Genomic DNA, 6,740 nt, shown 5'->3' on the forward strand with positions numbered 1-6,740 from the left:
GACATCAATTATAACAGTTTTGAGACATTTAAATAAAAATAGTGCATATGGTGTTATCTAACAAACACTATATGCACTATCTCCAAAGATTTTAAATATAAATTTTTTATAAACATTACACTTACTTTTTAATATTGTTCTCAATTTTTCATATAGATATTGAATGTAGTTCCAACATTTTTCTGAGAATCGACTTTTATAAACCCACTCTGTTTATTTATAATCTCTCTTGCTAAATATAGCCCTACTCCTATCCCATCTATATTTGTGACTTCTATACTTCTATAAAACCTCTTAAATATATTATTTATATCGCTCTCATCTATACCTATTCCAGTATCACTTATAATAATCTTAGTAAAGATGTCCATCTTGTCAACTTTTATTCCTACCTTACCACCTTCAGGCGTATATTTGACTGCATTTTCTATAATATTAAATAAAGCTTCACCAGTCCACTTTTTATCATGATAAACCTCTACCTTATCATCTAAATCAATTTCTAATGATATATTTTTCTCCTCAAGCCTTAAAAACACACCACTTAAAGCACTTGCGATAGTATCGCTTATTCTGCTTTTAGTTACATTTAAAGATATAATTCCTGTTTCTAATCTCGATATTTTTATAAGAGAATTTCCCAACCAGTCTAATTTGTTTACCTGATTTTGCATATTTTCTAAAAACGATACTTGATTTTTTCTATCCAATTCTTTTTGCAATAAAGTCTCATTATACATTGATATATTAGCTATTGGTATTTTTATTTGATGTGATATATCTGATATTAAAGTTTTTATATTTTCTTTTTCATCTACATATTTATTATTTTTAATTTCAATTATCTCTATCATATGTTTTACTTTATTTTGAACTTTTGCAGTTAAAGTATCTTCATTTAAATTAAACTTAATATTTTTATTACCTGCTATAAAATCATCTATATTACATACAATATTATTACTAAAGTCAACTATATCTCTTCTTATTTTAAATACAAAAAATAATGATATTAGAAACATAAAGATTATAAAAATTAAAATAATACAATCAATATTTTTAATAATATCAATTGAATCAGAATACATATACAAGATTTTATTAGTTTGTGATTTTATAACTATAAAGGTTAAGATAGATACTATAAAATATACAATAGAAATACTTTTATAGTAGTTTTTCGTTGAAGTTTTGCTATTTCTCATCTTGTTCACCAGCCCACATATATCCTATTCCATAGACAGTCCTTATATATTTATGTTTAGACGTTTTTTGGTCTATTCGTTTTCTCAATCTATTTATATTTACAGTTAGTGCATGTTCTTCCATATATTCACTATCGCTATCCCATATTGCATCTATCAACGCTTGTCTTGTAACTATTTCATTTTTATGTTGTACTAATTGTTTTAGAATCTTATATTCTATAGGTGAAAAAACTATACTTTCATTGTTTCTACTAACTGTCATTTTGTCAAAATTAAATTCAAAATCACCCTCAATTAAAATATTTTCTTGTATATCACTACCACATCTTCTAAGTAGTGCTTTTATTCTCTGCATTAATATGTTTATACTAAATGGTTTTGTTATATAATCATCTGCTCCTATCTTAAATCCATTTACAATATCAGATTCCATATCACAAGCTGTCAAAAAAAGAATACCCATCTTTGAATCATTCCTTATATCTTTACAAAATTCAAATCCACTTCCATCAGGAAGATTTACATCTAGTATAATTAAATTTATTTTTTCTGTCTTAAACTTTTCTTTTGCTTCCTTTAGATTATATGTTGGTATAACTTGAAAGCCTTCACTTTGCAAGTTAAAACATATACCATTATTAAGCATGACATCATCTTCCACAACCATTATAGTCTCCATTTTATTTCCCCCAAATTACATATGTATACTGAATTATTAATCTTTTAGTTTCTTTTATTATACTAATTTTATTTTCTCAAATACTACTATTTTGCATAATTTTTTATTATACACAACAAAAAGAGTGTATATTTAGTAATTTACTCAGTATACACTCTATGCTATTTACATTTTATATGAAATATTAATATTTACTACTTTTAATATCATCTCTATTTCAACATCATATCTAAAATTTTTATTTGAGTTTACTATAATCTTCATCAGATACAGGCTCCAGCCATTCATTGAAAGCACCTTCAGCTGGCACCTCTATAGCTAAATGCTGAAACCAACTATCAGGTGCAGCTCCATGCCAGTGCTTTATTTCTGGTGGTATGTTTACTACATCACCTGCATGTAATTCCTGAGCTGGCTTTCCAAATTCTTGATAATATCCTCTACCTCCAGTTACAAGTAAAATCTGACCGCCCTTATGATGTACATGCCACGAATTTATTGTAGAAGGTGCAAATGTTACATTACCAACTGCCACGCCCTTAGTAGTGAGCATATTCAGATAACATTCTCCTGTAAAATACTGCGCAAATGCTTTATTTTCTTCTCCAATAGGAAAAACTGCTCCTATACCTAAATCTTTTTCTCTATTCATTTCTCATCCCCCTATGCCTAATCTAATTTTTTTACACTCTAAGTATACAACTTGAAGTTAACTCTAAGGCAATAGTTTTTATCAGGATAATTTAACTTTTAATTTATTCATTAAATCTATTCTTTTAAATCCTCATCATCTATTATAGATTTTTTTATATTCAATAATTGGTCCACAAATTGATTAGCAGGAGAATTTAAAATATTCTTAGGAGTGTCATACTGTTGAATAACTCCATGATTTAATACCAAAGTCTTTGTGCCTAAAATCAAGGCTTCATAAATATCATGTGTAATAAATATAATTGTAACTCCTGTTTTTTTATGAATTTCTTTTATCTCTTTCTGTAATTGCTTTCGTGTAATCTCATCTACCGCTCCAAAGGGTTCATCCATAAGTAAAATTTCTGGAGAAGAAGCTAGAGCCCTTGCAATACCTACACGTTGTTGTTGGCCACCGGATAATTCCGATGGATAACGAACTTTCATATCATTTGGTAAGCCTACTATCCCCATCCACTTGTCTACAGCACTTTTCACTTCTGATTTATTTTTTTTATTGAGAAGATTTGGTACATATGAAATATTTTCTTCAACAGTCATATGAGGAAAAAGAACACTTCCCTGTACACAATATCCTATTTTTCTTCTTAATTTAATTAAATCCTCGTTTTTAATATCTGTTTGATTTATCAATATACTTCCTCTATCTGGCAAAATTAAACCATTAATCATTTTTAAAAGTGTTGTCTTCCCTGAGCCAGATGAACCAATAACAGTTAAAAATTCTCCTTTTTCTATATCTAAATCAAGATTATTTATTATAGATTTATCATCATATTGTTTTTCAATATTTTTAAATTGTATAATAGGTGTCATTATATTTCCTCCAATTATAAAAGACCTTTTTTATTCAAAAACTCACGTGCAACATCTCTAGGTTCTAAATTATTGTTTTCTACATCATAATTCATTTTAGCCATTTCTTTATCAGTCAAAATATTTTCAACCACTTTAAATACTTTTGATAACTCTGGATGCTCCTCTAACACTTCTGAACGAACAACATTTCCACATTGATAGGATGGATAGAAGTTTTTATCATCTTTTAAAACTACAACGTCTGAAACACTATACTGACCATCAGTTGTGAATATAGGCATTACATCAATTTTACCCTCATTGATAGCTTGATATTTTAATCCAATATCTAAATCAACTGTATTTTTAAAGTTTAATCCATACGTATTACACAATGGAGTATATCCGTCCTCTCTCTCATAAAAATCATACTCTGCTCCAAACGTCAATTTAGAAGATATCTCTTTTAAATCTGATATATTTTTTAAATTATATTTTTCTGCAACTTCTTTTCTAACTGCTAATGCATAACTATTAGAAAAACCATACATACCAGTCCATTGCATCTTAAGTTTATTTTTGTATTCTGACTGTAGTTTATTAAACATATCTTCAGTATATAATTCATTTTTCTTAAGTACCATATTCCAGCCTGTTCCTGTATACTCTGGATAAATATCAAATTCCCCATTTTCCATAGCTGGCTGAATATTAGACGTTCCTCCACCTACACCTTGTGTAATCTCTACTTTTAAACCTGTATTCTTTTCAATTAAAATATCCAACATCTCACCAAGGATATATTGTTCAGTCATAGGTTTTGTAGCAATATGAATAGTTTGAGTTTTTGAAGAGTTAAAGAAGTATGATGTAAAGATGGCTAGCACTATAATAAAACTTCCTAGAATGGCAAAAACTTTTTTTCTATTTTTCTTTTTTCTTTTTCTTTGAAAAAATCTTTCTACTAATCCTAAAATAAAATCAAATACTAACGCTAATAAAGCGATAAGTATACTTCCAGTGATTGTCATCACTGTATTATTTGTTGTGATTCCTCTATATATGGCTACACCTAGTCCTCCTGCACCTATAAACGAGGCAATACCAGCCAATGCAATTGTCATAATGACCATGTTTCTAATACCAGACATGATAACTGGTAGAGCTAGTGGAAGCTTTATTTTATATAGTATCTGAAAGTCTGTACTTCCCATCCCTCTAGCTGCTTCAAGGATATTTTTATCTACGTTAGTGATTCCAGTATATGTATTTCTAACCATAGGTAATAGTGCATAAATAGTAAGAGCAATAACAGCAGTAGTATTCCCAATCCCAGAAAATGGTATTAAAAATCCTAACATAGAAATGGATGGAATTGTATATAGAAAATTGATAGTTCCCAATATAGGTTTAGAAGAACTATGAAATTCACTTACAATAATACCAATTATCCCACCTAAAACAATTGCGATTATTATAGAAATAATAGAAATTGTCAAATGCTCTATAGATAACTTTATAAAAAAATCACTTCTCTCAGATAATAATGTCAAGATATCATTTATCATTTATCTCACTCCTTTTTATGAGTTTTACTTAACAATATTTAAAATTTAATTTAGTAATAACCCTTATTTTAATATATCAATAAATTATTCCATAAATTACATGTTAAGATTATAATATCAAACTTGCAAGTAGGCACAAAAAAGTAACTATTGGAGAATAATTGCTCAATATTCTCCCTAAAAATAATAAAAAATGCCAGAACCGTTAAAAGCTTGATATCTAAACGGATTTCTGACACTATATTTAATTAAATTTGAATATTTCTCATATTATTTACTACTGTTAAGTTTAAGTATCATTTTATATACCCATTCTACTCATTAATATATCATTATATTAATTATATTTTATTTATTATACTATATATTTTGCTGTTAATGATACTCTATTGTTGCACAATTGTTTTGGAGTTCCTTCAAATATTACTTTTCCACCTTTTGCTCCACCTTCAGGACCTATATCAATAATCCAGTCTGCTCTTTTAATTACATCTATATTATGTTCAATTATTATAACTGTATTTCCATTATCTACAATTTCTTCAATTATACTTATAAAATTTTCAATATCTGCCATATGAAGTCCTGTTGTAGGCTCATCCAATATATATACTGAGCTTTCCTTATTTAATTCACTAGCAAGCTTTAATCTTTGACATTCCCCTCCAGATAATGTATCGAGAGTTTGCCCTAAAGTAAGGTATCCAATACCCATTTTTTCAATACATTGTAATTTTGTTTTAATCTGTCTTAAACTAAAAAATTCAATCGCATCTAATACGGACATTTCAAGAACTTCTATTATATTCTTCCCTTGAAATTTATATTCTAAAACCTCTTTTTTAAATTTTTTGCCTTCACAAATATTACAAGTGTTCTTTATACTATCCATAAAAGCAAGATTCATTTCTACTATTCCAGACCCCTTACAATTATCACAAACCCCCTCTGAGTTTGAACTAAATAAAGAAGCCTTCACTCCATTTGTTTTTGCAAATACGCTTCTTATATTGTTCATAATGCCACTATATGTTGCTAAACTTGACCTTGAGTTTACTGATACAGGACTTTGGTCTATAAGTACAGTATTAGGATTTTGCTTTAAGAATTCAGCCTTAATTAATGTGCTTTTACCTGCACCTGCTACTCCTGTAACTAAAGTCAACACATCCTTAGGTATTTTAATAGATATATTTTTTAAGTTGTTTGTATTGCAGTTTTTAAGTTCTAAATATCCTCTATGCTCTCTTACATTTTCTTTAATAGAAAGAGATTTATTTAAGGCATTCCCTGTAACCGTTCCACTTACAAGTAGATTGTCATAACTTCCTTCATACACAATTTTTCCACCATACTTACCAGCCTTTGGCCCCACATCTACAATGTGGTCTGCAATCTTAATGACATCTGGGTCATGTTCAACAACTATAATTGTATTTCCTTTATCACGTAATTGTTTTAGAAGTTTATTTAATTTATATACATCTTTTGGATGAAGCCCTACACTCGGCTCATCAAAGATATACATTAAATCAACGAGATTACTATTCAGATATTTGACCATCTTTATACGCTGAGATTCACCTCCTGATAGTGAAGATGTCTCTCTATCTAAACTTAAATATCCAAGACCTATATCTATTATACTATTTAATTTTTCTATTATTCCCTTAAGTAAAGGTTGTGCTTCTACTTTATCTATATTTTTAATAACTTCAACTAATTCCTGAACCTCCCATGACTAAAGTCACAGGGTTCCTGCGTCATAGAATT

At 28.5% G+C, this 6,740-nt stretch carries 6 protein-coding genes; all 6 read right to left on the bottom strand.

Annotated elements, in window-relative coordinates; translation table 11 throughout:
- Positions 1-140: 140 nt before the first annotated feature.
- On the bottom strand, positions 141-1,022 hold the full coding sequence (locus tag Q3304_RS18590) for a HAMP domain-containing sensor histidine kinase (protein WP_161803446.1): 882 nt from the start codon (positions 1,020-1,022) through the stop codon (positions 141-143).
- Between the two features lie 172 nt (positions 1,023-1,194).
- On the bottom strand, positions 1,195-1,887 hold the full coding sequence (locus Q3304_RS18595; protein ID WP_407815150.1) for a response regulator transcription factor: 693 nt from the start codon (positions 1,885-1,887) through the stop codon (positions 1,195-1,197).
- Positions 1,888-2,125: 238 nt separating this feature from the next.
- The gene (locus Q3304_RS18600; protein WP_054277615.1) at positions 2,126-2,539 is read right to left on the bottom strand and encodes a cupin domain-containing protein; all 414 of its coding nucleotides are present in this window, start codon (positions 2,537-2,539) and stop codon (positions 2,126-2,128) included.
- Positions 2,540-2,655: 116 nt separating this feature from the next.
- Complete coding sequence (locus tag Q3304_RS18605) at positions 2,656-3,417, bottom strand: ATP-binding cassette domain-containing protein (protein ID WP_407815149.1); 762 nt, start codon at positions 3,415-3,417, stop codon at positions 2,656-2,658.
- Positions 3,418-3,431: 14 nt separating this feature from the next.
- A complete protein-coding gene (locus tag Q3304_RS18610; RefSeq protein WP_074180024.1) occupies positions 3,432-4,967 on the bottom strand; it encodes a glycine betaine ABC transporter substrate-binding protein in 1,536 nt (511 codons plus the stop codon).
- A gap of 355 nt (positions 4,968-5,322) precedes the next feature.
- Positions 5,323-6,531 carry an ATP-binding cassette domain-containing protein gene (locus Q3304_RS18615; protein WP_407815148.1) on the bottom strand — a complete coding sequence of 403 codons (1,209 nt, stop codon included), beginning with the start codon at positions 6,529-6,531 and terminating at the stop codon, positions 5,323-5,325.
- Between the last annotated feature and the right edge of the window lie 209 nt (positions 6,532-6,740).

The sequence above is a fragment of the Clostridioides sp. GD02377 genome, from assembly GCF_045899875.1.
Classification (GTDB): domain Bacteria; phylum Bacillota; class Clostridia; order Peptostreptococcales; family Peptostreptococcaceae; genus Clostridioides; species Clostridioides difficile_A.